The sequence below is a fragment of the Desulfococcus sp. genome (genome assembly GCF_050178255.1).
Classification (GTDB): domain Bacteria; phylum Desulfobacterota; class Desulfobacteria; order Desulfobacterales; family Desulfococcaceae; genus Desulfococcus; species Desulfococcus multivorans.
Window position 1 is genome coordinate 1 of sequence record NZ_JBFXGG010000044.1, and the last position, 26,882, is coordinate 26,882.

Annotated in this window: 25 protein-coding genes and 1 tRNA gene; 20 read left to right on the forward strand and 6 right to left on the reverse strand. The window is 55.8% G+C overall.

The window, feature by feature from the left end; translation table 11 throughout:
• From AB7S84_RS09945 to rpsU, 5 genes are all read right to left on the reverse strand, one after another.
• Positions 1 to 936 (reverse strand): radical SAM protein (locus AB7S84_RS09945; RefSeq protein ID WP_428154224.1); only part of this gene is annotated, 936 nt, incomplete at its 3' end.
• A 45-nt stretch (positions 937 to 981) separates the two neighbouring features.
• The gene (locus tag AB7S84_RS09950; RefSeq protein ID WP_040414896.1) at positions 982 to 2,754 is read right to left on the reverse strand and encodes an AAA family ATPase; all 1,773 of its coding nucleotides are present in this window, start codon (positions 2,752 to 2,754) and stop codon (positions 982 to 984) included.
• Positions 2,755 to 3,043: 289 nt separating this feature from the next.
• Positions 3,044 to 3,119: transfer RNA gene (locus tag AB7S84_RS09955), tRNA-Arg, on the reverse strand.
• 48 nt (positions 3,120 to 3,167) lie between these two features.
• Entirely contained in the window at positions 3,168 to 4,478 is a 1,311-nt protein-coding gene (locus AB7S84_RS09960; protein ID WP_428154227.1) for a bifunctional folylpolyglutamate synthase/dihydrofolate synthase, read from the reverse strand.
• Between the two features lie 77 nt (positions 4,479 to 4,555).
• Positions 4,556 to 4,762: a 30S ribosomal protein S21 gene (gene rpsU, locus AB7S84_RS09965; protein ID WP_144016472.1), complete on the reverse strand. Its 207-nt coding sequence runs from the start codon at positions 4,760 to 4,762 to the stop codon at positions 4,556 to 4,558.
• A gap of 363 nt (positions 4,763 to 5,125) precedes the next feature.
• Between rpsU and adk the strand changes: the two genes are divergently transcribed.
• Positions 5,126 to 5,791, forward strand: coding sequence for an adenylate kinase (gene adk, locus AB7S84_RS09970; RefSeq protein ID WP_020876614.1), 666 nt, complete (start codon positions 5,126 to 5,128; stop codon positions 5,789 to 5,791).
• Between the two features lie 85 nt (positions 5,792 to 5,876).
• On the opposite strand, the gene AB7S84_RS09975 is transcribed toward adk, so the two are convergent.
• Positions 5,877 to 7,361: a CCA tRNA nucleotidyltransferase gene (locus AB7S84_RS09975; protein WP_020876613.1), complete on the reverse strand. Its 1,485-nt coding sequence runs from the start codon at positions 7,359 to 7,361 to the stop codon at positions 5,877 to 5,879.
• A 476-nt stretch (positions 7,362 to 7,837) separates the two neighbouring features.
• On the opposite strand from AB7S84_RS09975, the gene rho reads away from it, so the two are divergent.
• From rho to AB7S84_RS10070, 19 genes are all read left to right on the forward strand, one after another.
• The gene (gene rho, locus AB7S84_RS09980; protein ID WP_020876612.1) at positions 7,838 to 9,085 is read left to right on the forward strand and encodes a transcription termination factor Rho; all 1,248 of its coding nucleotides are present in this window, start codon (positions 7,838 to 7,840) and stop codon (positions 9,083 to 9,085) included.
• Positions 9,086 to 9,111: 26 nt separating this feature from the next.
• Positions 9,112 to 9,333 (forward strand): 50S ribosomal protein L31, encoded by a 222-nt coding sequence (gene rpmE / locus AB7S84_RS09985; RefSeq protein WP_020876611.1) that lies wholly within the window; start codon positions 9,112 to 9,114, stop codon positions 9,331 to 9,333.
• A gap of 64 nt (positions 9,334 to 9,397) precedes the next feature.
• Positions 9,398 to 10,498 (forward strand): peptide chain release factor 1, encoded by a 1,101-nt coding sequence (gene prfA / locus AB7S84_RS09990; protein WP_040414892.1) that lies wholly within the window; start codon positions 9,398 to 9,400, stop codon positions 10,496 to 10,498.
• Positions 10,452 to 11,357 carry a peptide chain release factor N(5)-glutamine methyltransferase gene (gene prmC, locus AB7S84_RS09995; RefSeq protein ID WP_020876609.1) on the forward strand — a complete coding sequence of 302 codons (906 nt, stop codon included), beginning with the start codon at positions 10,452 to 10,454 and terminating at the stop codon, positions 11,355 to 11,357. Before prfA ends, prmC begins: the two co-directional genes overlap by 47 nt.
• 170 nt (positions 11,358 to 11,527) lie before the next feature.
• The gene (rpsB, locus tag AB7S84_RS10000; protein ID WP_020876608.1) at positions 11,528 to 12,424 is read left to right on the forward strand and encodes a 30S ribosomal protein S2; all 897 of its coding nucleotides are present in this window, start codon (positions 11,528 to 11,530) and stop codon (positions 12,422 to 12,424) included.
• A 2-nt stretch (positions 12,425 to 12,426) separates the two neighbouring features.
• Positions 12,427 to 13,023, forward strand: coding sequence for a translation elongation factor Ts (gene tsf, locus AB7S84_RS10005; protein ID WP_020876607.1), 597 nt, complete (start codon positions 12,427 to 12,429; stop codon positions 13,021 to 13,023).
• A gap of 6 nt (positions 13,024 to 13,029) precedes the next feature.
• Positions 13,030 to 13,803: a UMP kinase gene (gene pyrH, locus AB7S84_RS10010; RefSeq protein WP_020876606.1), complete on the forward strand. Its 774-nt coding sequence runs from the start codon at positions 13,030 to 13,032 to the stop codon at positions 13,801 to 13,803.
• 268 nt (positions 13,804 to 14,071) lie between these two features.
• Positions 14,072 to 14,629, forward strand: coding sequence for a ribosome recycling factor (gene frr / locus AB7S84_RS10015; protein ID WP_020876605.1), 558 nt, complete (start codon positions 14,072 to 14,074; stop codon positions 14,627 to 14,629).
• Positions 14,619 to 15,362, forward strand: coding sequence for an isoprenyl transferase (locus AB7S84_RS10020; RefSeq protein WP_040414886.1), 744 nt, complete (start codon positions 14,619 to 14,621; stop codon positions 15,360 to 15,362). Before frr ends, AB7S84_RS10020 begins: the two co-directional genes overlap by 11 nt.
• Positions 15,363 to 15,441: 79 nt before the next feature.
• Complete coding sequence (locus tag AB7S84_RS10025; protein WP_020876603.1) at positions 15,442 to 16,263, forward strand: phosphatidate cytidylyltransferase; 822 nt, start codon at positions 15,442 to 15,444, stop codon at positions 16,261 to 16,263.
• A gap of 55 nt (positions 16,264 to 16,318) precedes the next feature.
• Positions 16,319 to 17,491, forward strand: a complete 1,173-nt coding sequence (locus AB7S84_RS10030; RefSeq protein ID WP_020876602.1) for a 1-deoxy-D-xylulose-5-phosphate reductoisomerase — start codon at positions 16,319 to 16,321, stop codon at positions 17,489 to 17,491.
• Positions 17,488 to 18,558, forward strand: coding sequence for an RIP metalloprotease RseP (rseP, locus tag AB7S84_RS10035; RefSeq protein ID WP_020876601.1), 1,071 nt, complete (start codon positions 17,488 to 17,490; stop codon positions 18,556 to 18,558). Before AB7S84_RS10030 ends, rseP begins: the two co-directional genes overlap by 4 nt.
• Positions 18,559 to 18,585: 27 nt before the next feature.
• Positions 18,586 to 21,582 (forward strand): AIR synthase-related protein, encoded by a 2,997-nt coding sequence (locus tag AB7S84_RS10040; RefSeq protein WP_428154237.1) that lies wholly within the window; start codon positions 18,586 to 18,588, stop codon positions 21,580 to 21,582.
• Complete coding sequence (locus AB7S84_RS10045; RefSeq protein WP_020876599.1) at positions 21,579 to 22,388, forward strand: phosphoribosylformylglycinamidine synthase subunit PurQ; 810 nt, start codon at positions 21,579 to 21,581, stop codon at positions 22,386 to 22,388. Before AB7S84_RS10040 ends, AB7S84_RS10045 begins: the two co-directional genes overlap by 4 nt.
• Before the next feature lie 285 nt (positions 22,389 to 22,673).
• Positions 22,674 to 23,216: a GspH/FimT family pseudopilin gene (locus AB7S84_RS10050; RefSeq protein ID WP_020876598.1), complete on the forward strand. Its 543-nt coding sequence runs from the start codon at positions 22,674 to 22,676 to the stop codon at positions 23,214 to 23,216.
• Positions 23,217 to 23,597 (forward strand): type IV pilus modification PilV family protein, encoded by a 381-nt coding sequence (locus tag AB7S84_RS10055; protein ID WP_020876597.1) that lies wholly within the window; start codon positions 23,217 to 23,219, stop codon positions 23,595 to 23,597.
• A 17-nt stretch (positions 23,598 to 23,614) separates the two neighbouring features.
• Positions 23,615 to 24,748 (forward strand): PilW family protein, encoded by a 1,134-nt coding sequence (locus AB7S84_RS10060; protein ID WP_428154240.1) that lies wholly within the window; start codon positions 23,615 to 23,617, stop codon positions 24,746 to 24,748.
• Positions 24,749 to 24,763: 15 nt separating this feature from the next.
• Positions 24,764 to 25,375: a pilus assembly PilX family protein gene (locus tag AB7S84_RS10065; RefSeq protein WP_020876595.1), complete on the forward strand. Its 612-nt coding sequence runs from the start codon at positions 24,764 to 24,766 to the stop codon at positions 25,373 to 25,375.
• Positions 25,376 to 25,439: 64 nt separating this feature from the next.
• A partial coding sequence (locus AB7S84_RS10070; RefSeq protein ID WP_428154243.1) for a hypothetical protein occupies positions 25,440 to 26,882 on the forward strand: 1,443 nt, incomplete at its 3' end.

The following is a 26,882-nucleotide window of genomic DNA, read 5'->3' on the forward strand; positions in this document are numbered from 1 at the left end:
CTGATCGGCATAAACCTCACCGTCCCAACTGATGCAACCGAACCCCCTTCCGGAGCTGTTGCCTTCGTTCATCTTGAGAAGTTCAAGCACCTCGTTCGCGCGGTCCGGTTGTTCCCGCAGCATCTTGAGGTAGAGATACGGACCGTCGGCGTGATTGTCCACGGTGAGGACCTCTTTTTCGATGCCCCGGTCGTAAAGATCCTTGGTCCGCTGTATGATGACGTCCACGGCACTGCGGGTCTCCTCGTGACTCAAGTCATCCTTGACCAGTTCTGAGCCGCGGCCGGCGTAAACCAGATGATAAAAGCAGATCCGGGGAATCTCTTTTTCCTCCAGAAGGTCGAAAATCGCCGGGATTTCACCCACGTTGAACTTGTTGATGGTAAAGCGAAGACCGACCTTGATGCCGACGTCTTGACAACTGCGGATGCCGGACATGGCCTTTTGAAAAGCCCCCTTCATTCCTCTGAACCGGTCGTGAATCTCTTCCATGCCGTCAAGACTGACGCCTACGTATGATAATCCGATCTCTTTCAGAATTTTCGCTTTTTCAGGGGTAATGAGTGTTCCGTTGGTGGAGATTACCGCCCGAATGCCCTTCTCGACGGCATATCCGGCCAGATCCGGAAGATCCTTGCGCACCAGAGGCTCGCCTCCGGAGAAGAGAATGACCGGAACGCCAAAATCGGCAAGATCGTCTATAAGCGCCTTTCCTTCATCGGTGGAGAGCTCGTTTTCAAAGGGGATGTCCTTGGCGTGGGCATAACAATGAATACATTTCAGGTTGCATCGACGGGTGGTATTCCACACGACGACCGGTTTTTTATCGATGGAAAATTGGAGCAGGTGGGAAGGCAGCTTTCCGGAATGACGTCCGTAACGAATGGCATCCGAGGGCTCCACTGTTCCGCAATAAAGTTTGGAGATTCCTATCATCGAATTTTTTGCCTTGTCTGGTAGAGGTTGAATCAAAATAGCGCTCTATGGTATCGTCAGCCTCTGCTTCAGGAGACCGGCGATGTAGTCTTCCGGAAATCTTAACGCATCCTGGTTGATAAAGAAACGTTTTTTTCCGGTCTTCTCCCGCACGAGTTTCAGGCCCAACTCGAAATCCTTGTTGAGCCGATCGCGGAGCTCTGGAAGTTGTATCTCTCCGTTGATCAATTTCTCCATGAGAAAGTCGATGGCATCTTCCTCCAGGACTATGTTGATGTCATGCTGTTTGTAAAAGGAGAGCTCAGCGTTTTTGATCTCATCCGAGTAAAGCTTCATTTTCTTGAAAATGCGTTCGACGTCCAACGTATTCTTGCTGTAATAATGGGCGAAGATAGCCGTTCGCGAGGGCGTCAGCGTGAGATTGTGCTTGTGGGACAGGTATTTTTGATTGGTGTCGATATAGTTTTGGATCGTTCGTCTTTCCGCTACAACCAGTTGGTCGAAAGCGGCCTTCAAAGATGAAACGGCTGACGAGCCGGCCGGATCGCCGGCTGCATGAATCATGTCGTCCAGCAATGCTTTGGGGTTCTGAATCAAGGCTTCGGTCACCGGCAGAATGCCGATCGTCGTAGAAGGCAGCACTTTCTCGAAGGGGAGAAGCGCCTTCTCAACGGCGCTCACCAACCCTCTGGCTCCCGTTTTTTCCGTGTAGGCCTGTTTCGCCAGAAGTGCGAGGGCGCCTTCTGAAAACTTCACCTGGATGCCGTAGGCCGCAAAATCGAGTTTCTTGCCCAGAATGACCGGGTTGTTGGGGTTCTTGAGAATTTCCAGCAGGTCCGCCTCGTTCAGATGCTCAAGGACGGCATGCACCGGCAAACGGCCAACGAACTCCGATTCAAAGCCGAATTGGATAAGGTCTTCGGACCTTACTTGCCGCAGTAATTCGTCTGTAGATTGGGATCCTTTGACCTGGGAGCCGAACCCAATCTCCTGGCGCGTCACCCGCCGGTTGATGATCTCGGCGAGATCGGCGAAGGCACCGCTCATGATAAACAAGATGTTTTTGGTATTGACGGATTGCTTTTCCCGCTTACCCGTTTTCCGAAACCGCTCGAGTTCCTGAAACATGGAAATGGGATCATGGGGAACCTTGAGGTCGACGTCGGTCTCCTCCATGGGCTTGAGCAGTGCGCGCTGAACACCCGTTCTCGACACATCGGCGCCGACAATGTTCCGGCTTGAGGCAATCTTGTCGATCTCGTCGATATAGATGATGCCGTATTGGGCAAGTTCAATGTCGTCATTGGCCTCTCTCACGAGATCTCTCACAAGATCTTCAACATCTCCGCCGACATAGCCGGTCTCACTGAATTTGGTCGCATCCCCCTTCACAAAGGGTACGCCCAGCTTTTTGGCGATCAGCTTGATCATATAGGTTTTGCCGACGCCTGTGGGGCCGATCATCAAAACATTGTTCTTGATTCGGCCCACCAGAAGTTCCTGATCCTCAGGATGAGATTCGGCATGCTTGATGCGGTTGAAGTGTGTGCAGATTTTCGTCGCGAGAATGGCCTTGGCCTCTTCCTGCCTGACGATGAACTGATCCAGGTAGGCGATCAATTCTTCGGGTTTGAGCTCGAAGTTGATCCGCCGCGTCTGCCGCGAGCGTTTTTCCTCGGCGGGACTGTCTTGAGGCTTTCCGGCCGGAGAGATGATCCTGACTTCTCCCCCGAATTTTTTGGATAAAAATTCCCCGATTTCCTTTTCTATTTCTTTGGGGTCCGGAATCTTCCCATTATATTCTTTATCTGATTTCATAGTCTCTGTATAGTAATCATACCTGCCCATGGATGCAAGATTGCCGAGGTTCGTCTTGCGTCGGTTTCGGTGAACCCTCCGGATGCAATTCAAAAGTAATGCCGGATCAAGACAATTGCGAAGCGTCTTCCCGTACCGTCAACTGTCGGGAGCAGTCGAGAATCGAAACCTTGAGGATAAAGTTGAAAGATGTCTGGGTTGCCGCCGGGGAATCAATCTTGCTTTGGCTTGCTTTGAGGTGGTTGAGCGCCGGGGGCGGAAGTAACGGCGAATGACGCAGCGAGATGGGTGGTACGCCCGGCTGGGTTCGAACCAGCGGCTTTCAGCTCCGGAGGCTGACGCTCTATCCACTGAGCTACGGGCGCGTAAGGGGTCTTATAGCCAACTGAAAAGCGTTAGTCAAGTTTGAAAAATCAATGTCCGGTTTTTCGCTGGAAAGAGGGAATCCCCTGGGTTTCAAGGTAGGCTTTTGCCTCACCGACCACATAAAGGGATCCGGCGATGCAAACGGCGTCATTGTCGGCGGCATTGGACATGGCATGCTTGACAGCCTCGCCGACGTCGGGAATGACCGTAATATCCGACGTCAGGGTCCGGACGTATTCATGGAGAGTTTCCACTGGAAGCGCCCGGTGAATCCTGGGTGTCGTCAAAATGATTTTCCGGCAGAGCGGCACCAATTCCTGAAGCATCTCTTTGTAGGGTTTGTCGGCGAGGATCCCGACCACCAGAGTCAGGTCCCTGGTGCGTAATTCCTCGCGCAGAAACGTGGCCAGGTTTCGCGCCGCCGCGAGATTGTGGGCGCCGTCGATGATGACGAAAGGCGCCGTCGAGACGATTTCCAGTCTCCCCGGCCATCGGTTCCGGCCAAGCCCTTCGCGAACGGTTTCCCGGCTGAGGCGAGGGTGGCGTCGGGCGAGGAGTTCGCAACCGGCCAATACCATGGCCGCATTGTCGAGCTGGTACCTGCCCGCCAGCCCGGTCCGCATATGGCGCCAGGTGTTATCGATGCCGACATGGGTGAATTCTCCGCCGACTTCCGGTTCGACGTGGAAATCGACGTTCAATCGGTAAAGCGGCGCTTCCTTGGCAGCCGCTGCCTGTGTGATAACGACGACGGCTTCCGCCTGGTCGACACCGGTGACGACGGGGATTCCGGTCTTGATGATTCCTGCTTTTTCTGCAGCGATCTGCGGAATTGTCTCGCCAAGATATTCCGGGTGTTCGATGGAGATATTGGTAATGATGGAAAGTTCGGGACGCACTACGTTGGTGGCGTCAAGACGCCCGCCCATTCCCGTCTCGACAACCGCCCAGTCGACGTTTTGTCGGCCGAATTCGTAAAAGGCCATGGCTGTCGTGAATTCAAAGAAGGTGGGTTGCCGATCGCCCTTATGAACCTCCCGAACGCGCTCATAGGCTCGAACGACGTCTTCATCCGCGATGGGACGCCCGTCGATGCTGATGCGCTCGTTGAATCGGACGAGGTGTGGCGAAGTGTAGAGTCCGGCTTTGTACCCCGCCGTTGTCAGGATATTTGCCAGCGCGGAGGCGACGGAGCCTTTGCCGTTGGTGCCGGCGACGTGGATCACTTTGTAGCGGTCCTGGGGATTGCCGAGGGCTGTGAGGATGTCCTGAATGGTTTCAAGGCCGAGTTTGATTCCGAATCTTCTGAGACCAAACATGGTCTTGAGACACGCTGAATAACGATCACTCTCTGTCATCTCAATGCCGTGGCCCGATTGACGCAAAAGCCCGGAAGATCGGGGACGATCTTCCGGGCATGCTTCAATGGCGCTGTTTATCTGCCGTAACGCTTTTTGGCGGCGGCAATACGTTGACGCCTCAGGGCTTCTCGTTGCTTGCGTCGCCGGTATTCACTCGGTTTTTCGTAGCTTTTCTTCAGCTTGAGCCGCTTGAAAAGGCCGTCATTCTGAATCTTTTTCTTCAGAATGCGCATGGCTTTTTCAAGGTCGTTGTCATAGACTTTAACTTCGATAGCCTTCAAATTGTCTCGCCCCCTTTTTACCATCGGTTTTCACGGGTATGTATCATTTCGTTATTTTCAAACGACGGCTATAAACCGATGTTAATCATTAATCAAATTATATTATCCGGGAATTATGATTTTTGCAAGAAAAAAACACATCCCGCGTTTCGGGAATCATCAAAGACCCGATGCGGCCAGGATGCGGATTAACATTATATCTTGACACATTATCCGCTTTCGGTCATATTTCCTCTGCTATAGACTTCCAGGCAATGGTTTTTGAACGGCGCCATCCCCTGCCGATCGACAGGGCGAAGGGCTTCAAAGATCCGGTAACCCCTGACGAACAATGGACGGGTAACTTAAAAGGAGGAGATGCTTATGCGGCTGATTCTGTTGGGAGGCCCCGGTGCGGGCAAGGGCACACAGGCGAATTACATCAAAGAGAAATACCAGATTCCCCAAATCTCCACCGGAGATATGCTTCGTGCGGCCGTCAAGGCCGGGACGGATCTGGGCAAAAAAGCCAAAGGATTCATGGATTCCGGCGGACTGGTTCCCGATGATGTAATCATCGGTCTGGTTAAAGAGCGCATTAAAGAGTCCGATTGCCGGAAAGGATTTCTCTTTGATGGATTTCCCCGAACGATTCCTCAGGCAGATGCCATGAAAGCTGCGGGCGTTCCCATTGATGCCGTGGTGGAGATCGATGTTCCGGATGAAGAGATCATCAAACGGATGAGCGGCCGCCGCGCGCATCTGGCCAGCGGTCGGACCTATCACGTTGTTTTCAATCCCCCGAAGGTTGAGGGAAAGGATGACGTCACCGGGGAGCCTTTGGTCCAGCGGGATGACGACAAGGAAGAGACCGTCCGAAAACGCCTGGAGGTCTATCATCAACAGACCGAACCCCTGGTTGCCTATTACAAGAACTGGGCCGCCTCCGGCGAAGCGGGTGCCCCGAAGCACATTCGCATAGAAGGTGTCGGCAAGGTAGAAGAAATCCGAGACGCGATTTTCGGCGCGCTCGATGCATTGAACAAATAGAGGATTCCTCGTCTCGGCGTGAGGCGGCAGCGTGTCGTCTCACGCCGGTCGTATGCATTCGGGGCGGAGGCCGGCTCCCGGGAGTTCAACCGGGACGGTCGCCGCCCCTTTTTTTGTGCGGCAATCCCGTCTTTGTTCGGCCGGACGGTGTATCTATACCGGGTTGACGGTCTCCGATGCATGTTTTTAGAAGCTCCGATACGATTTCCAGGCCGTTTTCGCGGGTGACCGCCTCGCCGGAAAGCCTTGCTGCTTCGACGCGATTCAGGATGAATTTGAAATCAGGGCCGGGCTTGAGATCGAATTCCGAAATCAGGTCGTGACCGGTCAGCAGGGGGCGCCGGTTTTTTCTTTCCTGATACTCTGTAAAATACGCTGTCAACAGGTTCAGGATGAAGCGTGAAAAATCATCTTCCGGCAGTGTCCCCCGGGGGCGCTTGCCCCGATGATCCGCCAGGGCGTGCAACAGGATGAGCGGGGTCAGGGTCTCGCATCGCATGAAGAATCGCGTGACGGCCTTTCGGGAAAGGGCCCCTTTTTCGGCTTGGATCCATAGTCGGAGCGGTCCAAGGTGATGACGGATGATCTGGGTCACGATCCGAGTCTCATGGACTGAAAATCTGAGTCGAGCCGAGACGGCCTCCGCCATTTCGGCGCCTGTTTCGTGGTGACCGTAAAACACCGGTCCTTTCGTGTGGATGATTTTTCGAGTGGCGGGCTTGCCGATATCATGGAGGAGGGCGGATATTTTGAGCAGTACCGGTATGCCGCCTTTGAGGCAGGCCGAAAGCGCAGGCGAGTCGGCCGCCGACAAAAGCCTGGGGGGGCGGTTCAGAATCGCCTCCATCTCCTCGACGACCTTCAGCGTATGGATCCAGGCGTCGAATGCGTGGTGCCGGTTCTGAAGACAGCCGACCAACGGTTCGAGCTCCGGAATGACGGCAAAAAGGAGCCTTTCCCGCGACATCTGCTCGAGCCGGAGACAGGCGTTCTCGACTTCCAGAAGCTTGAAAAGTTCGAGGCGGATTCGTTCGCCGGCTACATTCCGGATCTTATCGGCATGTCTCGCAACGGCGGCGGACGTTGCGGTATCGATCCTGAAATTGAGAATCGCGGCCAGTCGGTAGGTCCGAAGCAGGCGAAGAGGATCCGCTATGAAGGACTGGTCCGACACCATACGGATTATTTTTTGTTCAAGGTCCCGTATTCCCCCGGTGCAGTCGATAATTTCTCCTGATGAGAGACGCCGGGCCAGTGCATTTATGGTGAAATCCCTTTTGGCGAGATCGCTTTCGATGGAGGGGCCGTTAATGGGCGCCACATCTACCTGGGGCCTGCCGGAAACGATCCGAATGACCTGTCGACCCGGTTTCCCCAGTTCGACACAATGACCGCCGATCCTGCGGGCGATATGTTCGGCGAAATCCCGAACAGGGGGGGGTGCTGCAATGTCAAAATCCTGCGGGCGAAGCCCGATAAGGCGATCCCGGACGCATCCACCCACAAGGTAGGCGTTTTCCGCTCCCGGGATATCGTGCAAGTTGTCGAACGGCATCATATCGAAAAACATTCCGATCCTGCTGAAAGATTGCATAAAAGATTTGTTCGTGAGGGGCAATGCCGCGTGCCGTGACGCATTCGTCGACACCGTTGATGGCGCGCCTTGCCGGAACCTTTAAAAAGTCGTACTTTCCGTGCCGAAAAATCTTGACAGGCATGGCGGCATTGTATAATCGTTAATCGATTACGGCACACCCGCCCTGGAGAAAACACCTTAAATCTTCAACCATAGACCTTAATTACAAAACATCCAGATTTCTCCTTAACACCATGGAAACCATCTAAAATTTATGTGTGTCCCATGCCAGTGCCGGCGGCGTGGCGTGGCGTAACTCTCAAGTGCGCCTAATTTACGCAGTTTTGTCGTCCACGTACACCCAAAAGCGAAAAAAAACGGGTGAACCGGGCTTGCAAGCCGGACTCTCGCCCAGAAACATACCTATTCCATATATCATTCCATTAACGTTTTACACGGGGTAATGCCTGATGAATATCACTGAACTCAAGGAAAAAAAAATTAACGAGCTGACGCAGATGGCCAGAGACTTCAAGATCGAAGGGGCCGCCGGGATGCGAAAGCAGGAGCTGATCTTCGCTTTATTGCAGGCGCAGATTGAAAAAAACGGCTTGATTTACGGAGAGGGCACCCTGGAGATTCTGCCGGACGGTTTTGGTTTCCTGAGGGCGCCAAACTACAACTATCTCCCGGGGCCCGACGATATATATGTCTCTCCCTCCCAGATTCGCCGCTTCAATCTGCGGACGGGAGACACGGTGTCCGGACAGATTCGTCAGCCCAAGGAATCCGAACGCTACTTTGCGCTATTGAAGGTCGAAGCCATCAACTATGAAGATCCCGAGATCGCGCGGGAAAAGATTCTTTTTGACAACCTGACCCCACTTTATCCCAACCGCAAGATCAATCTCGAGCATGATCCCGAAAACTATTCCACCCGGATTATGGACCTGATGACGCCCATCGGGTTCGGTCAGCGCGGACTTATCGTCTCTCCGCCAAGATCCGGCAAGACCATGCTGCTTCAGTTCATCGCCAACAGCATCACCGCCAACCACAAGGAAATCGATTTGTTTGTCCTTCTGATCGACGAGCGACCCGAAGAAGTGACCGATATGCAGCGGTCCGTCAAGGGCGAGGTGATCAGTTCGACCTTTGACGAACCGGCGGAGCGGCATGTCCAGGTGGCCGAGATGGTCATCGACAAGGCCAAACGGCTGGTGGAGCACAAGAAAAATGTCGTCATCCTTCTGGACAGCATCACGCGCCTGGCGAGGGCTTACAATTCCGTAGTTCCCCCCAGCGGCAAGATCCTTTCCGGCGGCGTCGACTCCAATGCCCTGCAGCGGCCTAAACGATTCTTTGGCGCGGCCCGAAATATCGAGGAAGGTGGAAGCTTGACCATCATCGCCACGGCGCTTATCGATACGGGGAGCCGAATGGACGAGGTGATCTTCGAAGAATTCAAAGGCACCGGAAACATGGAGCTTCAATTGGACCGGCGCTTGGCCGACAAGCGATTGTTCCCGGCCATCGACATCAAAAAGTCGGGTACCCGAAAGGAGGAACTCCTTATGGATAAGGACACCTTGAACCGTGTCTGGATTCTGCGGAAATTGTTGTCATCCCTGAATCCTGTGGACAGCCTCGAATTTTTACTTGAAAAAATGCAGGGTACGGGTAATAATAAAGAGTTTCTAGAGGCAATGAATACTTAAAGAACCTACAGGAGGCTGGAATCGAAATGAAAAAAGACCTACATCCCGAATATCGACAGACGGAAATCAAGTGTGCCTGTGGATACGTCATGAACGTGGGATCGACCAAATCGGATATCACCGTTGAAATCTGCTCCCAGTGCCATCCGTTCTTTACGGGTAAGCAGAAGCTCGTGGATACGGCCGGTCGGATCGAACGTTTCAGAAGAAAATACGAGAAGTTCAATCAGGCGAAGGAAGGCAAGTAAACCGTTTTGTGGGGTAACTTTCTGAGGCATTCGCAGTCGGGATGCACAGCCTGCCGGATATCTTATGTTTGACAGATTGGAAGGAATAGAGGCGCGGTTCATGGAAGTTGAGGCGCTCTTGAGCGATTCAAAGATCGTTCAGGACAGGGATGCCTATCAAAAATATATGCGAGAGCATTCCGACCTCGACAAGATCGTCACCGTGTACAGGGAATACAGGAAAACGCTGGCGGATCTTAACGACAGCATGGAACTCCTGAAAGACGCTGATCCGGAAATCAAGGAGTTGGCCCGCGACGAGATACAGCTGCTTAACCGGAAAAAAGAGCAGACCGAAACGGCTCTCAAAAAACTTTTGATTCCCAAGGACCCGAGTGACGACAAAAACGTGATCATTGAAATCCGGGCGGGTACGGGGGGTGAGGAGGCCGGACTTTTCGCAGCGGATCTATATCGGATGTACGATCGATATGCTGAAAACAACCGGTGGCGGATCGAGGTGTTGAGCCATCACACCACGGGTGTCGGCGGACTCAAGGAGGTGATCGCGCTGATCAAGGGCAAGGGCGTCTACAGCCGGCTCAAATACGAGAGCGGCACCCATCGCGTTCAGCGCGTCCCCGAAACGGAGACCCAGGGAAGGATTCATACCTCTGCGGTCACCGTGGCGGTGTTGCCCGAGGCCGAAGAGGTGGACGTCCAGATCGACCCCAATGAGATTAAGGTGGATGTCTATCGTTCGACAGGTCCCGGCGGCCAATCCGTGAACACCACCGACTCCGCCGTTCGACTGACCCACCTGCCCACGGGACTGGTGGTGACCTGTCAGGACGAGAAGTCTCAACTCAAGAACAAGAACAAGGCGCTCAAGGTTCTGCGGGCACGACTTCTCGACAGGATGGTTCGGGAGCAGCAGGAAAAGCGATCCGAGGAACGAAAAAGCCAGATCGGGAGCGGCGACCGAAGCGAGCGCATCCGGACGTACAACTTCCCACAAGGACGCGTAACGGATCACCGGATCGGGCTCACCCTCTACAAACTCGAGACGATTCTGCAGGGGGATCTCGACGTGGTGATCGATGAATTGATAACCTACTACCAGACCCAGGCATTGCAGCATGCCGAATCCGAAGCAGACCGAAGCGCCGCCGTGGACCATTCTTAACATCCTCAAGTGGACGACGTCTTATTTTACATCCCATAACGTTGAAAACCCCAGGGCCTCTGCGGAGATTCTCCTTGCGCATGTGTTGGGGGTCAAGCGGATTGACCTGTATATTCGGTATGACCAACCCTTGATCCCCGCCGAGCTATCCCGGTTCAAGGCTACGATACGCCGGCGGGTTCGTCGGGAACCGGTCGCTTACATCGTTGGGGAGAGGGAGTTCTGGTCCATGCCCATCGCGGTTACACCGGACGTGCTGATCCCGCGTCCTGAAACCGAGTGCCTGGTTGAGACAGCTCTTGCAACGTTGTCGTCAGGCCCCGGCGAACACCAGGGGGCGCCGACCGGAATTCTCGAACTCGGCACGGGCTCAGGGGCCGTAGTGCTGGCACTGGCGGCCGAACTCAAGAAAGCGGTATTCACCGCAACGGACCGATCCTTAAGAGCGATTGCAGTCGCCCGGCGGAATGCCCGGCGTTTCAGCCTGGAGCCGCGGATCCGTTTTTTTTGCGGCGACTGGTTCGCATGCCTGCGTCCGCAAGGATTGCACTTCGATATGATCCTGTCCAACCCGCCTTATATCCCGACGGCTGAAATCGACCGTCTTCAGCCGGAGGTGGCCCGGTATGAACCCCGCGGCGCGCTGGACGGCGGTGCGGACGGACTGACGTCGATTCGTGCCATCATTGGGCGTGCCCACCACTATCTCAGATCGGGTGGGTATCTTCTGCTCGAGATCGGATATGACCAGAAGGCGGACATCGAGAGCCTGGCGGGAGAGCATTCGACGTACGTTCAACTCGATTTTATCCGGGATTACAGCGGACATGATCGTGTCGTCCGTCTGCTGCGCAAATGAGGGGCTTTCGGGGTCCAAAAAAAAGTTGCGGAATAAAATTAAGTTTGTTAAACTATTTTGATTTGAAATCGCACGCCTCTGGACCGGGTATCGGGTGCTTTTTTGTGTGAAAGTCGGTGCCGGGGAAGAAAGAGGCGGTGGAAAAACCAACATGAAGGGAGAATTCAATTATGGCGTATGTTACGATGAAGGAACTGCTGGAGGCAGGCGTTCACTTCGGTCATCAGACCAAACGATGGAACCCGAAAATGAAACCCTATATTTTCGGTGCCAGAAACGGGATCTATATTATAGACCTTCAGAAGACGGTCCGGATGTTCAGGACGGCCTACGACTTTATCCGGGACACGGTTGCCGACGGCGAGTCGATCCTTTTCGTCGGAACGAAGAAACAGGCGCGTGACGCCATATACGAAGAGGCCAACCGCGCTGAAATGTTTTATGTCTACAATCGTTGGTTGGGCGGTATGATGACCAATTTCCAGACCATCAAGCAGAGTATCGATCGCCTGAATCATCTGAACGACATCCTGAACGACGAAGAGATGAGCAATCTCTATACCAAGAAAGAACGGCTTCGACTGGGTAAGGAACGACTCAAACTGGACAACAATTTGGGGGGGATCCGGAACATGACGCGCTTGCCGGGCGCGCTGTTCATCGTGGATCCCAAGAACGAAGCCATCGCCGTGAAGGAAGCGAAGCGTTTGGGCATTCCCACCATCGCCATAGTCGATACCAACTGTGACCCCGACGAGATCGATTACATTATTCCCGGGAATGATGACGCCATCCGGGCCATTCGTCTGATTACGTCCAAAATGGCCGATGCTTGTCTGGAGGGGAGGGAACTCTTTTCGGAGAAACAGATGGCCCAGGCTGAGGAGATCGAGGAAGATCTTCCCGAAGTCACGGTTGCCAGCGCCGATTTGAAGCCGGGAGAGAGAAAAGTGATCTCCGACGGTACCGACGGGCCGGTTGTGGAGATCATCAAGCGAACGGCCTCGGAAACCACCGATACCGATAATGTTGACGCAGAAAATGTTGCAGAGGGCACAGGAGAATAACGATGGCAGAGATCAGCGCAGCAATGGTGAAGCAGCTCCGTGAAAGAACCGGAGCCGGTATTATGGACTGTAAGGAGGCCCTTGGCGAGTGCGGTGCCGATATGGACAAAGCCGTCGACTTTTTGCGCAAAAAAGGACTGGCTACGGCTCAGAAAAGGGCGGGTCGCGCCATGAGTGAAGGCGTCATCGAAGCGTATATTCACATGGGCGGCAAGATGGGCGTCATGGTCGAGGTCAACTGCGAGACCGACTTCGTGGCGAAAACCGATGACTTCAAGACGTTTGCCAGAAATATCGCTATGCATATCGCCGCCACCAACCCGGCAGGCATTGTTCCCGACGACGTCCCCGCGGACCTGCTGGCTCGGGAGAAGGAGATCTACCGCGCCCAGGCTCTGGAAACCGGAAAACCCGAATCGGTCGTGGAAAAGATCATTGAAGGAAAACTCGCCAAGTTCCTCAAGGACGTCTGCCTCATGAATCAGGCCTATGTAAAAAATCCCGAGGTCACCGTTGCCGATTATCTCAACGAGGTGATCGCGAAGACCGGTGAGAATATTGTCATCAAACGATTTGCCCGATTTCAATTGGGGGAATAATTTATTTTGACGACGCCAAGATACAAACGAATCCTGCTGAAATTGAGCGGCGAAGCCCTGATGGGCGATCAGGGCTTCGGCATTTCTCCGTCGATGATCAAGTACGTTGCCCGTGAAATCCGATCGATTACCGACATCGGGTGCGAGGTGGCCGTCGTCGTCGGCGGCGGAAACATCTTCAGGGGGATTGCCGCCAGCTCCTACAATATGGACCGCGCCTCAGCCGACCATATGGGGATGCTGGCCACGGTCATCAATAGCCTGGCCCTTCAGGACGCCCTTGAACATTCAGGGGTCCAGACCCGAGTCCAGACCGCCATTTCAATGCACGAGGTGGCTGAACCCTACATCCTGAGACGCGCGGTCCGGCATCTGGAGAAAGGGCGTGTCGTCATCTTCGCCGCCGGTACGGGAAATCCCTATTTTACCACGGACACAGCGGCCGTTCTGAGGGCTCAGGAGATTCACGCCGAAATGTTGATGAAGGCGACCAAGGTCGACGGGCTGTACGATTCGGATCCGGCAATCAACGAAAATGCCGCCTTCATTAAGCACATCAGTTATATGTCCGTGTTGGAGCGGCAACTCAAGGTGATGGATATGACCGCCATCTCACTGGCTATGGATAACGATCTTCCCTTGGTGGTCTTCAATCTGAGCGACGAGGGCAGCATGTTGCGTGTTGTCTGCGGCGAATCCGTCGGATCGAGAATCGACAATGTCACAGACGGTAAAAACCGCGTCGATCGAACGGCGGCCGTTTCCGAAAGTTATCATTGACAGGCCGATGCGCCCCGGATGCGGCTCCGTCGTCGGGCCTTGTCAGGGAGGCGACCCGAAGGATGGACACGAATCGCGATACATCCCTGATACGTCGATTTTCAGACGGTTGGGAACAAGGCCGAGATCACGGTTTGCCGATCGGGAGGGAATGCGGTGCATTGACGATTGCTCATGCCGTGAGGCATGGATACGCTTAACTGCGTTATCGGATTTTTTGCGGAACCGTCAAACATGGAACAACGATACATGAATTGGGAGAACCGCTATGCTTGAGTCAACCTACCAGGAAACCCGAGAGCGGATGAAAAAATCCATCGAGGCTCTCAAAGCAGATCTGAAGCGGGTCCGCACCGGTCGTGCGTCTCTGTCGCTCCTCGACGGTATAAGGGCGGACTATTACGGTACCCTTACACCCTTGGCCCAAATGGCGTCCCTTTCGGTACCCGAAAGCAGAATGATCACCATCCAGCCGTGGGATGTCACCGCCATCAAGGAGATCGAGAAAGCGATCCTGAAATCCGATCTGGGACTCACCCCTACAAACGACGGCAAGATGATCCGCATCACCATTCCTCCTCTTACCGAACAACGGCGGAAAGAATTGGTCAAAATTGTCAACAAGACCTGTGAAGAGGCCAAGGTCGCCATTCGCAATATTCGAAGAGACGCCAACGAGCTGATCAAGGGATTCAAAAAAGACGGAGATATCTCAGAGGATGATGCCTTCAAGGCCCAGGATCAGATTCAGAAGATCACCGACGAATTCGTCAGGAATGTCGACGAAATTTACAAGGACAAAGAGAAAGAGATCCTTGAGTTCTGATGATTTTGTGATCGAACAAGGCCTGGACCCGGGAAGAATGCCGGGTCATATCGCCATGATCATGGACGGCAACGGTCGCTGGGCAAAAAAACGGCTGTTGAACCGGATCAAGGGCCACGAAAAGGGAGCGGATGTCGTCCGGGAAATGGTCCGGGCATGCCGGAAACTCGGTATCTCCATTTTGACCCTATACGCTTTTTCCACGGAGAATTGGGGGCGACCCAAGACTGAGGTCGGGGCATTGATGCTGTTGTTGCGGCGATTTCTGGTTTCCGAGCAGGAAGAGCTGATCCGCAGCAATATCCGATTCAACACCCTCGGCCGGACGGAGCATCTTCCGGATGACGTGCAAGCGTCTATCCATGTCGTCAAAAAACTGACCCGGCACAACGACGGCATGACGCTCAATCTGGCGCTCAGCTACGGCGGCCGGGAGGAAATTACCCGCATGGTGAGGCAAATCGCCCGCATGGTCGATTCAGGTCTCATGACGGCCGACGCCATCACCGAGCGTACCGTGGCGGAGCATCTTTACACAACGGGGATGGCGGATCCGGACCTTTTGATTCGGACCAGCGGAGAGATGCGCCTCAGTAATTTCCTCCTATGGCAGATCGCCTATGCCGAACTTTTTTTTACCCGCACCCTGTGGCCGGATTTCAACGAAGCGGAATTGATCCGGATCCTGAAGGATTTTCAGTCCCGAGATCGTCGTTACGGCCAGGTGGATTGACCTCTCCAAAATTTTGCGCTTTCGTTCCGGGCAGACATCCCGGGAGAACCCTATACGCCCTGTTCATCCGGAGCAATCAATGCATTTAAAAAGATGGATCACCGGTCTTGCAGCGCTTCCGTTCCTTGTCTACCTGATCTATTCGGGAGGGGCTCTTTTTACGCTCTTTATCGCCGCCGTGAGTGTCGTCTCGCTGTGGGAGTACTTCAAAATCCTTTTTGAGGATTCGGCGCTGTCCGATCCGCCCAGACCGGGTTGGGGGATCATTCCGAGCGTGGGAATCGCGATCGCGCCGGTCATGGTTTGGACGGCGCATACATGTTCGATGGACGCGGTCCTCTTCGCTCTTGTCCTGCATCTGATCCTATGCGCCCTGATATCTCTGGTGCGGTTCAAGACAAACCCACGAATTATCGAAACCGTCGTGAAGTCGAGTCAGGGGATGATCTACATTCCCCTGATGCTGGCCTTCGCCGTATGGATTCGGGACGGGGTCGACGGCATGCGTTGGGTTTTTTTTATTCTGGCCGTCGTGTTCGCCGGAGATATCGGTGCCTTCTACGCGGGGACTTACTGGGGCCGTCACAAGTTGTGTCCGTCGGTCAGCCCCGGAAAGACCATCGAAGGCGCCGTGGGAGGGTTGACCGGGAACCTGATCGTGGGTACGATCGTCAAGTTGATGCTCTTTCCCCGACTTCCATGGGCCGGCAGCCTCGTGTTATTTCTGGTGCTGGGCGTCGTCGGGCAGATCGGGGATCTCTACGAATCGGAATTCAAGCGCACGGCCGGAGTCAAGGATTCGGGGAGCCTGCTTCCGGGCCACGGCGGCTTGCTGGACCGCATCGATGCACTGCTTTTTGCCCTTCCGGTTGCATATTTTTTTATAAAATTTATATTATGATTTCAAGTTGTACCGTTATGTCGGTTGCGACTCCGGACGGTCCGGGAGTACCGAAATGAAGCGATTATCCATATTGGGATCTACAGGATCCATCGGCCGCAACGTACTGAACATCGTCGATATGTTTCCGGAGCGCTTTCGGGTGGAGGCTCTTACGGCCAAAGACAACGTCCAACGCCTGGCCCGCCAGATTGAATATTTCCGGCCGAAAATTGCGGCGGTGTTTGACGGCGATGCCGCGGATCGCCTGAAGCGGCTGCTTCCGCCGGAGGTTCGGGTGGAGATTTTCTGGGGGGAGGATGGATACCGGATCGCTGCAGCGAACGAGGAGACCGACATGGTCGTCGCCGCCATGATGGGGGCTGCGGGTCTTTCGCCCACCCTCGCCGGCATTTCCGCCAAAAAAGATATCGCACTGGCCAATAAGGAAACCCTGGTCATGGCCGGATCGCTCGTCATGGCGCGCGCGGCGGAAAACGGCGTGGTCGTCCGGCCCATAGACAGTGAGCACAGCGCCATTTTTCAATCGCTGGCGGGCCAGCGTCGGGAGGATTTGGCCCAGATCCTTCTGACGGCATCCGGCGGACCGTTTCGTCTGACGCCGGCGACGGAGCTTGCGAAGATCAGACCCGAGGATGCCTTGAAACATCCCAATTGGGATATGGGCCCGAAGATCACCATCGATTCGGCGACATTGATGAACAAGGGACTTGAAGTTATCGAAGCCAAATGGCTTTTCGGGGTATCGGAAGAGCAGATCCAGGTCGTTGTCCACCCCCAGAGCATCGTGCACTCCATGGTCGCCTACCGTGACGGGTCGGTGATCGCCCAACTGGGGATTCCCGATATGAGAGGCGCCATCGCCTATGCCTTGTCCTGGCCAGAACGATTGCCGATTCAACAGCCGGCGCCCGATTTCACGGCGTTGGGGGCACTTACCTTCGAAGCCCCGGACAGGGTCAGGTTCCCTTGTCTGGACATGGCCTTCAGTGCGTGCGAGATCGGGGGAACAATGCCGGCGGTCCTGAATGCCGCCAATGAGTCGGCGGTGGCGGCCTTTCTGAAGAAGCGGATTTCTTTCACCGCTATACCTGAAGTGATTGCCTGGGTCATGGATCGGCATGTCCGGACGGATCAACCTTCCCTTGACGACATTCTCGATGCCGACGGGTGGGCGAGGCATGCAGCTTCCGAGCGGATTATGGCAATAGGGAGGTCGATGCCATGAGTACAAGTATTGTCGCGTTCATCATCGTGTTGGGCGTACTGGTTTTTTTTCACGAAATAGGACATTTTCTCGTCGCCCGACTGTGCGGCGTTGGCGTGGAGATTTTCTCTCTGGGGTTCGGCCCCCGGATCGTGGGGAAAACTGTCGGCCGCACCGATTATCGCATCTCGGCCATTCCACTGGGCGGTTTCGTAAAGATGGTGGGTGAGGAGCCCGACGCCGATATCGATCCGGCCGACATGCCGCTGTCGTTCACCCATAAGTCGGTCTATAAGCGGATCCTGATCGTTGCCGCCGGCCCCATGTTCAACCTCATTCTCGCCCTTCTGATTTTTTTCGGCATCTTCCTGGTTTCCGGTACGTATGTCCTGGAACCGGTGGTGGGCTCCGTCGCCGAAGGCGCCCCGGCCCAGGTGTCGGGCCTCCGGGAGGGAGACCGCATCACCGCCATTGACGGCCGGCCCATCGCGACATGGGAAGAAATGGCCGAGGCCATCACGAAGAGCCGTGGAAAGGCGTTGTCGGTAAGTTTCCAACGGGGTGACGAAGGCCGGACCGTGACCATAACCCCCCAGACGACCACCATGAAAAATTTTTTTGGCGAGGAGACCGAGCGGTACATTATCGGCATCACCTCCGGCGGGGTTGTGCATCAACGGGACCTGACCCCTGGACAAGCTGTTGTCGAAAGTTTCGCCAAGACGTACGAGATCACCCGCCTCACCGTTCTCAGCATCGTCAAGCTTATCCAGGGCGTCGTCTCCACCAAGACCCTGGGCGGGCCGATCATGATCGCCCAGATGGCCGGAGAACAGGCGCGGGAAGGAGCCACCAATCTGGTCTTCTTCATTGCCCTTTTGAGCATCAATCTCGGCATCCTCAATTTCCTCCCTATTCCGGTGCTAGACGGCGGACACCTCGTCTTTTTCTTTATCGAGGCCGTGACGGGCAAGCCCGTCAACCGACGGGTGAGGGAGGTGGCACAGCAGGCCGGCATTTTTGTCCTGCTCCTGTTGATGATATTTGTCTTCTACAACGACCTTTCCCGGATTTTTGCAACGAGTTGACCTTAACCCCAAAGCTCTCATGACATTATGCCGTATCGATTAGAAATCACATCCCGATCCGATATCCCGGATCCGGAAGGCCAAGGCATCCGCCGAAAGGCGAAGGACTATTTCGGCATCGACATTGCGGACGTTCGGATCATCCAGGTCGTCACCATTGATGCCGATCTGACACCCGACCAGCTGACAATGCTTCAAAGGGATCTTTTTACCAATCCCGTCACCCAGGTGTCGTCTTTTGACCCGCTTCCGACGCCGTTCGACTTCACACTGTGGGTCGGCTATCGCCCCGGCGTCAAGGACAATCCCGGCGCCACCGCCGTGGAGGCGATGGCCGATGTGTTGGGGACGGCCTTTCCCCCGGAGGCGGCGGTCTATACCTCCAAGCGCTATTGTCTCACGGGCGCCGCGCTGACCGCCGAGCAGGTGGACCTGCTGGCCGCGGAACTCCTGGCCAACGACATCATCCAACAGTGGCGGGTGATCGGAAAAGATCGCTGGGACCCCAGAACGGGGATCGGCATCATCATCCCCAAGGTCACGTTGAATCATACCCCGACCCTTCAGATCGTCCCCATCGACAGCGATGCAGCCCTTCAACAGGTCAGCGATGCCCGGAATCTCGCGCTCAATCCCAACGATATTCCCATCATCCGCGCCTATTTCCTGAGGCCCGACGTTCGGGAAGCGCGGTCGGTGATGGGCCTTTCGGACCCGACCGACGTTGAGCTCGAGTACATCTCCCAGGCCCGGAGCGATCATTGCAATCACAACACCTTTGGCGGTCGGTTCCGCTATCAGGCCGGTCCTGATGCGCCGGTGGAATTCGTGGACAACCTTTTCAAGACCTTTATCCAGGAGCCGACCCTGACCCTTGCGGCCAAAAAGCCATGGGTTGTTTCCGTACTCTGGGACAACGCCGGCGCCGGCCGGTTTGACGCGGATCATTACTACGTGATCACCGGTGAGACCCACAACTCTCCCTCCAACATGGAGGCCTACGGGGGGGCCATCACCGGCATCGTCGGGGTCTACCGGGATCCCATGGGGACGGGAAAAGGGGCGCGCCTGGTAATGGGCACCTACGGGTATTGTGTCGGCCCGCGGGATTACGACGGCCGCCTGAAGCCCCGCCTTCACCCGCGAAGGCTTCTGGACGGCGTGGTCGAGGGCGTTCGCGACGGCGGAAACAAGAGCGGGATTCCCACGACCTTCGGTCAGGTAACCTTTCATCCCGGGTACCTCGGGAAATGCCTGGTTTTCGTCACTGCCGTGGGCATCATGCCCGCCGTTGTCGACGGGGAGCCGAGTGATCGGAAAACGACGTCCCCCGGCGATCTGGTGATCATGTGCGGCGGCCGGGTGGGTAAGGACGGCATCCACGGCGTCACGGCGTCGTCGGAGGTCTTCTCCGAACATACACCGGCGGGTCACGTCCAGATCGGTGATCCCTACACCCAGAAGAAGATGCACGATTTTCTGCTGGAGGCCCGGGACGAAGGACTCATCGCCTTTATTACCGACAACGGGGGCGGGGGGCTTTCCTCTTCGGTGGGGGAGTCGGCCCGCTACAGCAACGGGTGCGAAATCCAGCTGGAAAAGGTGCCTCTCAAGTACGAGGGCCTCGATCAGTGGGAGATCTGGGTTTCCGAGTCTCAGGAGCGCATGACCGTCGCCGTCAAACCCAATCATATCGACCGGTTCATGGCGCTGTCGAAAAAACACGCCGTCGAGAGTACGGTCATCGGGCGATACACCGATACGGGCATGCTCCACATCACCTACGAGGGGGAAACCTGCGCCTGCGTGCACATGGATCTGCTTACCGCCGGTTTTCCCCAATGGGAATTCGATGCCGTATGGCTCTCCCCGGAAGCGCGGGGTCTGACGGAGCCGGTTCTCGAGCCGCCCATGAACTACGGCCGTCTGCTTCTCGATCTTCTCGCACGACCCAACATCTGTTCAAAGGAGTGGATCATCCGACAGTATGACCACGAGGTGCAAGGGGGGAGTGTCATCAAACCCCTGGTGGGCGCCCAGCGGGATGTGCCCGCCGATGCGGCGGTGATCCGCCCGGTTCTGGCTTCAACGAAAGGGCTTGCCGTTTCCCAGGCCTTGCTGCCGTATTATTCGGCCATCGACGCCTATCACATGACCGCCTGCACCATTGATGAGGGCGTACGGCGGCTCATTGCCGTCGGCGCCGGTGTCGACCATATCGGCGGCGTCGACAATTTCTGCTGGCCCAACATCCAGTATCATCCGGAAAAGAATCCCGACGGCCGCTTCAAGGCGGCGCAGCTGGTCCGCGCCTGTCGCGCGCTGAAGGATCTCTGTCTGGTCTATGGGATTCCGCTCTTATCGGGAAAGGACAGCATGTATGTCGACGGTCATCTGGTGGGGCCATATGGAGAGAGCCACAAGGTGTCGGCTCTCGAGACGCTTCAGTTTTCCACCATCGGCGTGGTTGACGACATCGACCTGTGCATGACCCCGGACAGCAAGGCGCCCGGAGACCGGGTCTACGTTCTGGGAGAGACCCGGAACGAGATGGGGGCTTCGGAATACTATGCCCATCTGGGTTATTTAGGGCGCAACGTGCCCCGGGTCCGTCCCGACGAGACCCTGCCCCGGTACGCGGCCCTGGCCGATGCCGTGGCCGACGGGCTTCCGGTATCGATTCACGGCGTCTACCGGGGGGGGCTTGGCGTCCATCTGGCCATGGTGGCTATGGGAGGAGATCTGGGTATGGAGATCGACATGACCCGGATCCCCGCTGAAAAGGGATTGCGGCCGGATGCCCTTCTTTTTTCGGAATCGGCGGGACGTTTCATCGTGACGGTGCCGTCCGACCGTTGTCGTGCTTTCGAGCGGCGACTGGCGGGCACCGACTTTGCCTGTATCGGCACGGTGACCGAAAGTCCCAACCTGGTCATCCGGGGGCTGGACGGCGGCACGCTGGCGGTACTCTCGGTGACCGCGCTCAAATCCGCCTGGAAAGGCACCTTTGGAGAATTGATATGAACCGCGACGTGAATGTTCTGGTGCTCACCGGATACGGTCTCAACTGTGATCACGAAACCGTCTATGCCTTCGAACAGGCCGGCGCAACGGCCCGGCGCGTTCATATCAACGCCCTGATTGACGGCAGTGAGCGTCTGGACGAATTTCGGATCATGGTGTTTATCGGCGGCTTCAGCTGGGGGGACGACCACGGCGCCGGCGTTATACAGGCGGTCCGCCTGAAGCATACCATCGGTGACCGGATCCTCGACTTCATCGATCGCGGCAATCTGGTCCTGGGCATCTGCAACGGATTCCAGACCCTCGTCAATCTTGGCTTGCTCCCCGGCGTCGACGGAGACTATACGACCCGGTCCGTGGCCCTGATTCATAACGACTGCGGTAATTTTCGGGATGACTGGGTTCATCTGCGGGTCAATCCAGCCTCCCCCTGCGTCTTTACCCGGGGAATGGATCGCCTGTATCTGCCCGTCCGCCACGGGGAAGGAAAGTTTTTTGCCGACGGTCCGGTGTTGGAACGCCTGATCCAAAACCGGCAGGTGGTGATGCAGTACATCACCCCCGAGGGGGCGGCGGCGGAAGGCCGATTTCCCGACAACCCCAACGGCGCCATGGCGGACATAGCCGGCATCTGTGATGCCACGGGACGGGTCTTCGGCCTTATGCCCCATCCTGAAGCCTACAACGATCCCACCAATCATCCCACCTGGACCCGGAACAAAGTCGACCTTCCAAAACACCGGCGAATGCCTGCACCGGGTGTACAGCTTCTCAAAAATGGTGTCGATTTTATTCGCGGCGCATGAATACCGATGCATGAGGGCCGGGAAACGCCTGGATGACTTCCAATCGGCACCGGCCCCTTGACACCCAGTTGTGTAATTATTTATAGGCCTATAAAAAAAACAATAGATCGAGTCGCGTTTTCCGACTTTTTTCACTTTCCCGCCATTCCGGTTCATATATATTTCATCCCAGACCACTGCGTTCCAGATCCTTCTTGCAAGCCGTGTCAAAGATTCTACATCAAGAATTGTTTTGCATTATGACGACATTCGTGAATACATATGAAAAAAATTAGAGGGTATAAAATGGGGAATAAAGGATTTACCTTCACGGAGTTGATGATCGTGGTGGCCGTGGCGGCAATCTCCGTGACGATGGCGTTTCCGACGTTTTTGGCCCAGAGGAATAAAGCACGCATCAAAAGAGCGGGACGAGACATGGTTTCCCATTTTCAGATGGCCCGGATCAATGCCATGCGGGACGGAAGGGACTGGGCGATTTTTTTTGACGCGGCAGGGGATGCCTACAGGCTTGTCCACGCGGGTGCGGATCGGCATCTGGATACCGGAGACGACATCACGGTGAAAACCGTTTCGTTATCGGAATATGGCGATGTTTCCTTCGGCATTGGGTCCGGTATCGGACCGCGGCCCGGCGGTGTCGTTCCCGAAAACGGGGTGACGACCTTTTCCGGAAACACGTTTCACTTCGATCCCGGCGGCATCAGCAACAAATCCGGAACGGTGTATATGAAAAACGGGAAAGGTCAGACCTTTGCCGTCGGCACCATCACCGTTACCGGGAGAGTGAAGGCATGGGCCAACTGGGGGCAGGGATGGGAAGAGTAAATGAAACCCTTTAAGACCATCGGCGGCGAAGGGGGCTTTACGCTTCTGGAGATACTGTTTGCCGTGGTCATCCTGTCGGCAGGCCTGTTGGGGGTGGCGGCCATGCAGGTGACCGCGATTCACGGAAACGGCTACGGCATGAAACTGACCGAGGCCACCGATCGGATTGTCACCCGAATGGAGGCCGTCAAGAAAATGCCCTATCCGAGCATCCAGAGTGAGGATGAGGAGACGGACGCCGAAGGGTTTACCAGGAGGACCATCGTTCAGACGGACACCCCCCTGTCCGGGGTCAAGACCGTCGAGGTCGAGGTCTCGTGGAACGACCGGCAGGGAACCCAAAACCACAGGTTTTCATTCCATACGATCATCATGGAGTAGGGCAGAGGAGACACGGCGTGGAGAGCACATTTAAGGACCAATCAGGATTTACCCTTCTGGAGATGCTTGTTGCCGCCATGCTGGGACTCGTTGTCATCACCGCGGCCCTGGGGGTCTTGAACAGCAGCCAACTATCCTACAATGTCCAGGAGGATATCGCGGCCGTTCAGCAGGATGTGCGGATGGCGAGGACTTTCATCGAACGGGACGTCATCATGGCCGGTGCGGGACTTGGGGAGTTCCCGAGACTGGCCGGCCTGCCGGCCGAGGCTTTTTCCGCCTTCACCTTTGACAACAACGGCGGTGAAAACGGCAGCGACATACTGACGATTCGCTACGTCGTTCCCAGTTCGGACGTCTGCGGACCGCCGCCATCCGGAATCGGCTCCTGCGCGGATCTGCCCAAGCTGACGCTCAAACCGGATAAAAAAGACCCCACGGCGGCCATGCCCATCACCGCCGCGGTCGCCATTGTCAACGAAGATCTCAATGCCACATCTCCCATAGATTATAACGCTTGGGACAGGGATTGCTATTGCGATGGGGTGACCTATACACAGCCGCAACCCCATATGAACGGCATTATCATCGCGCCGGGCGGGGCCATGGCCGACGAGGTGGTGATCACCCAGGTCATCGCCAACAGCAGCAAACTGGGGAACCATCCGGTACTGGATTATGCCAACAAGGTGCTCAACAAGTACCCTCCCGGCAGCACCATCATGTTTTTCAATTTCGAGCCATTGGAAGAGATTCGTTATTATCTCCAGGACGGGGCGCTCATGCGGCTCCATGAAAAAGACCTGAGAAACAGCACCGGCACTACGACACCCAATCCGGTCGTGGAGCACATCGAGGACATCCAGTTCGCCTTCGGGCTCGACACGGACGACGATAATCTGATCGACACCTGGATCAACGGAGAGGATGCGGATGATTTCGACGCGGACGGGGATTTGAAGGATGCGGACAAGCCCCTGGTTCGGGCGTTGCGGATCAGCGTCCTGGGCCGCACGGCAAAGGCCCGAAGGGAGCTCGCCCCGGACAGGCGGCCGGCCCTCGAGGATCACCCCGCGGCCGAAGCAACGGATTTTCACCGGCGCAGGCTTTCCCAGGTGACCGTCGCCCTGCGCAACATGGGACTCAACTGATCGGAGGTTGAAGCAATGAAGACACGCTGCGGCTTTGGGTTCAAACGGTTGTTCCAATCCGAAGGGGGATCGGCGTTGGTGATCTCCATGCTGCTGTTGGTGGTCCTTACCATCATCGGCGTGGCAGCCACCAATACGTCCGTCCTTGAAATTCTGATCGCCAATTCGTCGAAAAAAAAAGCAGAGGCCTTTTATGCGGCTGAGGCGGGGATCGACCACGCCAGAAAATTGCTGAGCGACATGATCGCCGCCCAGGCGAGCCTTGACACATGGGATCTTTCGGACTTCGCGGACGTCTCTTCTTCGGAGGCGGAGCATCCCGGGGAAAAATACGTGTTTCAGAACAAGGCTGTCGGCGACTGCGCTTACACCGTGACCGTTTTCGCGGGCAAGGCGAACACCGAAGGCCTGATCTTCCTCAAGTCCGTCGGCACCAGCCCCAACGGGGGCCGTGCGGTTCTCGAGGTGAGTTTTCTGGGCAAGCGTGTCCTGCCGTCGGGAACGACCTCCTTCAGCAGTTACGGCGGACAGCAGAATGCCGGGTCCGCCAAAAGCAACACCGGATATGACATCAACGCCATGACGGCCGATGAGCTGAGTACGTACCAACTGAACGAGGACGCCTGACGCGGCGCTTCCGGACGCCGACGGGAGATGCGTTGAGGATGATCCGGCTATTGGAGGGAACAACATGAGCGCAAAGTCAAAAAACGCAGTGATCCGAAGGTCCCGGCTGATTCTGGTCGCGGTGTGGAGTCTGCTGCTCAGTGTACAGACCCATACCGTCCAGGCGGCGATTGACGGCTGCAGCGCCCCCATCAGTTCCTCGGATTACGGCGGCTGGTCTGAAGGCGACTTTACCCTGTCCAATCTCGTCAAGAACGAGAGCGGTCATCTGGTGTTGGATCCCGCCGGGATCTCGTGGGATCAGGAGGGCATTGCCCTGGATGCCGTCAAGGATATCAGCGTCACCTATGTTTATCAGGACGGCGGTTTGGAAAACGCCAGGCTCGGATGGCTCTACGACGCGTCTTCGGACATGCCGGAAGGCGAACCGCGCTGGATATTCGACCCGCTGGGGAGCAGTCCGGGCTCGGAAACCCAGACATTCCTGACGGACCCAGAGGGTGCGGCACTGCCCTATGGTTCGAACCGCAAGATCGTATTCGTATTGGAGCTGGCGGACGGCACCCGGTTTTACACCAGGAAAGCCTGGAATGCCGTATTTGAGAGTCGATGTGACACCAAGTATGACGGGTTTGCGAAGAAAATCATATTATATAAAGAATTTACGTATGGCGGATCCATCTGCAGAAAAGCAAATGAAATGCAATTTGATACCGTCTCGGGATATGATGACCAGGGATGGCTGAATGCGGCGCCCAGAAGCTGGCTGCAGGAAAAAGGGTATGGCATTCCCCAAGGGGATATCAACCTTAAACTGATTGACGGCGAAAAAACGCCCAAAGCGGTAATGGCGGCGCCCGACAATACCGAGAATGCCGTGATCCTCGGATTTGACGCCGTCAACACCAACAATGCCTTTGACTTCAACGATCTGGTCTTTATGGTGACCTTCAAGACGGTCGGCGTGATCCGGTTGAACAACGGCGCGGCCATGGTTCCCGGGGGATATCACGGGTTTTATACCCAACTTCAATTCGAGGCATGGGACGGCATGCCGGCCGGTTCCGAGGTGGCCTATTATTACTCCGTCCACTATATGACCGACCAATATGCCAATTTCATCCTCGATGCGGCAGGTCAACAGATTCCGGTCTGGCACGAAATCGAAGCCTCGGATTGGGGCGAGGTCCACAGCTTCACGGCTCAAGACGGAACGGCACGCTTCACAGAGGATCAAAAGCCGGACATCGATGAAACGAATATTCTGGAGAGCTGGGAAAGAACGAGTCCCACCTATACCCATCGAAAAGCGGTAATCGATCTGGTCGGCAAGGCGGTGATCGGCCGCGACCTCCTGTGGAAGGCGGAATTGAGGGGCGACCGGGGAACGTCGCCGATGGTGGTGGACGTGAAGCTTTCCGCCCTGGTCTCGAGAGAGACGGTCTCCCGTTCGGTGCCGGTGGTGCAGACCAACGTCGTCTACTCCGGCAGCTTCGATCTGCCGGAT

Coding starts and splice junctions, on each gene's coding strand:
- AB7S84_RS09960 (WP_428154227.1), bottom strand. CDS start 4,478: ATGACAGAGAGTGATCGTTATTCAGCGTGTCTCAAGACCATGTTTGGT.
- AB7S84_RS10055 (WP_020876597.1), top strand. CDS start 23,217: ATGAAACCCTTTAAGACCATCGGCGGCGAAGGGGGCTTTACGCTTCTG.
- AB7S84_RS10030 (WP_020876602.1), top strand. CDS start 16,319: ATGAAGCGATTATCCATATTGGGATCTACAGGATCCATCGGCCGCAAC.
- AB7S84_RS10040 (WP_428154237.1), top strand. CDS start 18,586: ATGCCGTATCGATTAGAAATCACATCCCGATCCGATATCCCGGATCCG.
- rseP (WP_020876601.1), top strand. CDS start 17,488: ATGAGTACAAGTATTGTCGCGTTCATCATCGTGTTGGGCGTACTGGTT.
- prfA (WP_040414892.1), top strand. CDS start 9,398: ATGTTTGACAGATTGGAAGGAATAGAGGCGCGGTTCATGGAAGTTGAG.
- rpmE (WP_020876611.1), top strand. CDS start 9,112: ATGAAAAAAGACCTACATCCCGAATATCGACAGACGGAAATCAAGTGT.
- AB7S84_RS10065 (WP_020876595.1), top strand. CDS start 24,764: ATGAAGACACGCTGCGGCTTTGGGTTCAAACGGTTGTTCCAATCCGAA.
- rho (WP_020876612.1), top strand. CDS start 7,838: ATGAATATCACTGAACTCAAGGAAAAAAAAATTAACGAGCTGACGCAG.
- adk (WP_020876614.1), top strand. CDS start 5,126: ATGCGGCTGATTCTGTTGGGAGGCCCCGGTGCGGGCAAGGGCACACAG.
- AB7S84_RS09975 (WP_020876613.1), bottom strand. CDS start 7,361: ATGTTTTTCGATATGATGCCGTTCGACAACTTGCACGATATCCCGGGA.
- rpsB (WP_020876608.1), top strand. CDS start 11,528: ATGGCGTATGTTACGATGAAGGAACTGCTGGAGGCAGGCGTTCACTTC.
- prmC (WP_020876609.1), top strand. CDS start 10,452: ATGCCGAATCCGAAGCAGACCGAAGCGCCGCCGTGGACCATTCTTAAC.
- frr (WP_020876605.1), top strand. CDS start 14,072: ATGCTTGAGTCAACCTACCAGGAAACCCGAGAGCGGATGAAAAAATCC.
- AB7S84_RS10025 (WP_020876603.1), top strand. CDS start 15,442: ATGCATTTAAAAAGATGGATCACCGGTCTTGCAGCGCTTCCGTTCCTT.
- tsf (WP_020876607.1), top strand. CDS start 12,427: ATGGCAGAGATCAGCGCAGCAATGGTGAAGCAGCTCCGTGAAAGAACC.
- AB7S84_RS10050 (WP_020876598.1), top strand. CDS start 22,674: ATGGGGAATAAAGGATTTACCTTCACGGAGTTGATGATCGTGGTGGCC.
- AB7S84_RS09950 (WP_040414896.1), bottom strand. CDS start 2,754: ATGAAATCAGATAAAGAATATAATGGGAAGATTCCGGACCCCAAAGAA.
- AB7S84_RS10045 (WP_020876599.1), top strand. CDS start 21,579: ATGAACCGCGACGTGAATGTTCTGGTGCTCACCGGATACGGTCTCAAC.